This is a genomic window from Roseateles chitinivorans (assembly GCF_002761755.1).
GTDB classification, from domain to species: domain Bacteria; phylum Pseudomonadota; class Gammaproteobacteria; order Burkholderiales; family Burkholderiaceae_C; genus Roseateles; species Roseateles chitinivorans.
In genome coordinates this window covers 1-2158 of sequence record NZ_PEOG01000146.1, presented here as the reverse complement: position 1 = coordinate 2158, position 2158 = coordinate 1, and the positions used below count along the sequence as shown (strand labels likewise).

The following is a 2158-nucleotide window of genomic DNA, read 5'->3' as shown; positions in this document are numbered from 1 at the left end:
CGCGATCGCGAGCGCGGTGTGCCGGCCGTGGCGCTCGGCGCGAAGGGGGTGATAGCGGCGAAGGCGTGCATTCATCGGGTCACTCCGGATCGTTGAAACGGCCCGGCCCCAGGGCCGGCGGGGCAGGGCGTGCGATCGGCCTGCGCGTCGCGGACGCGTGCCTTTCTCCTCATCCCGTCACGACCTGGCCCAGCGACCCCAGCGTGCGGTCGAAGGCCCAGAGGTCGTCGGTGGCCTGGCACAGGAACTCGCGCACCGGCTGCAGCTTGCGCATGGCCTCGTCGGCGATCGCGTCGTTGCCGGGCTTGTACTCGCCCATCTGCACCAGCGGCTCGATCTCGTCGTACTTGGCCATCAGCGCCCGCAGGTGGCCCGCGGCCGCCTGATGCGGCTTGGGCACGATCTGCGACATCACCCGCGACAGGCTGCCCAGCACGTCGATCGCCGGGTACTGGTTCCGCGCGGCGATCTTGCGCGAGAGGATCATGTGACCGTCCAGGATTCCGCGCACCTCCTCGGAGATCGGGTCGTTGCCGCCCTCGTCCTCGTACAGCACGGTGTAGAGCGCGGTGATCGATCCGCGCGCGCCCATGCCGGCGCGCTCGAGCAGCCGCGGGATCTCGGCGAATACCGACGGCGGAAAGCCGCGCCGCGCCGGCGGCTCGCCCGCTGCCAGGCCGATCTCGCGCTGCGCCCGGGCGAAGCGGGTCAGCGAGTCCATCATCAGCAGCACCTTCAGGCCCTGGTCGCGGTAGTACTCGGCCACCGCGGTGGCGACGTGCGCCGCCTTGGCGCGCTCGCTCGACGAGCGGTCCGAGGTCGCGCACACCACCACCGAGCGCGCCATGCCGGCCTCGCCCATGATGAGCTCGATGAATTCGCGCACCTCGCGGCCGCGCTCGCCGATCAGCGCGATGACGCTGATGTCGCACTGCGTGCCGCGCGCCAGCATGCCCATCAGGGTGGACTTGCCGACGCCGGCGGGCGCGAAGATGCCCATCCGCTGACCTTCGCCCAAGGTGATCAGGCCGTCGATCACCTTGACCCCGGTCGGCAGCGGGCGCTCGATCATCTCGCGCTCCATCGGCGTGGGCGGCAGCGCGAACACCGGGCGCGATTCGGTCGTGCGCACCGGGCCCTTGCCGTCGATCGGCCGGCCCAGGCTGTCGATCACGCGGCCCAGCAGCGCCTCGCCGACCGGCACCGACAGCACCTGGCCCAGGCCGACGACGCGGGTGCCGCCGCGCACGCCCAGGATCGATCCGAACGGCGAGAGGATGCTGCGCCCGCCGGCGAAGCCGACCACCTCGGCCGTCTGCAGCACGCCGCCGTCGTCGTCGAGCACCTCGCACAGTTCGCCCAGCCGCGCGTCCAGGCCGCTCACCCGCATCAGCGTGCCGATCACCTCGGTGACCTTGCCGGTGCGCCCGACCATCGTGGCCGAGGCCAGCTCGGCCTCCATCAGGTCGGTGAATCCCTGCAATGCCTTCATCGGCGCTCCTGGTTCAGTGTTCGGCGAGGTCGTGCGCGTGAAGGATGTCCTCGGCGTCATCGGCATCGGCCTGCGCGCCCGCGTCCGTGTGCGGGAATCCGAAGGGTGCGTGGGCATGGGCCTGGGCCTCGATGCCGCGATCGCTGATGCCGTCGCCCGGTCCGTCATCGAGGCCGTGTTCGGGTTCCTCGTGGTCGTCGGCATCGGCGAGCGGCAGGCTGCTCGACAGCGCCTTGCGCACCGCGCGGTCCATCGCCGCGCGCAGGCCGTCGAGCTGCGTCTGCAGGCTCGCATCGAGGATGCCGACCTCCGACTCGAACACGCAGCTGCCCGCCCGCAGCGACGGGTCGACGCTGACCTCGATGTGAAGCCCCTGGGTCTGCAGCGCCTTGAGCGAATCCAGCGCGGCGCGCGCATGGGCATGGTCGTCGGCGCTGACGCGCAAGGCCAGCGTGCTGGCGCCGCGCGCGAAGCTGCGCACGCTGCGCAGCGCGCGCTGGTACAGCGCCGCCCGCTCCTCGGTGTGGACGATGCGCTCGACGGCGCCGGTGACGATGGTCGCCAGCTTCTCGTGCATGCCGCGCAGCACCTGCGCGTTGTCGATCGCCTGCACCGTCTGGCGCTCATGCCATTCGAGCGCCGCCTGGCGCCGGCCGGCTTCGCAGG

2 protein-coding genes are annotated in these 2158 nt (G+C 71.7%); both read right to left on the bottom strand.

Going from position 1 to position 2158, the window contains the following annotated elements; genetic code table 11:
* Positions 1-169 precede the first annotated feature (169 nt).
* Positions 170-1492 carry a type III secretion system ATPase SctN gene (sctN, locus tag CS062_RS25025; RefSeq protein ID WP_099864555.1) on the bottom strand — a complete coding sequence of 441 codons (1323 nt, stop codon included), beginning with the start codon at positions 1490-1492 and terminating at the stop codon, positions 170-172.
* Between the two features lie 13 nt (positions 1493-1505).
* The coding region (locus tag CS062_RS25020; RefSeq protein WP_259373124.1) for a FliH/SctL family protein at positions 1506-2158 on the bottom strand (653 nt) is incomplete at its 5' end.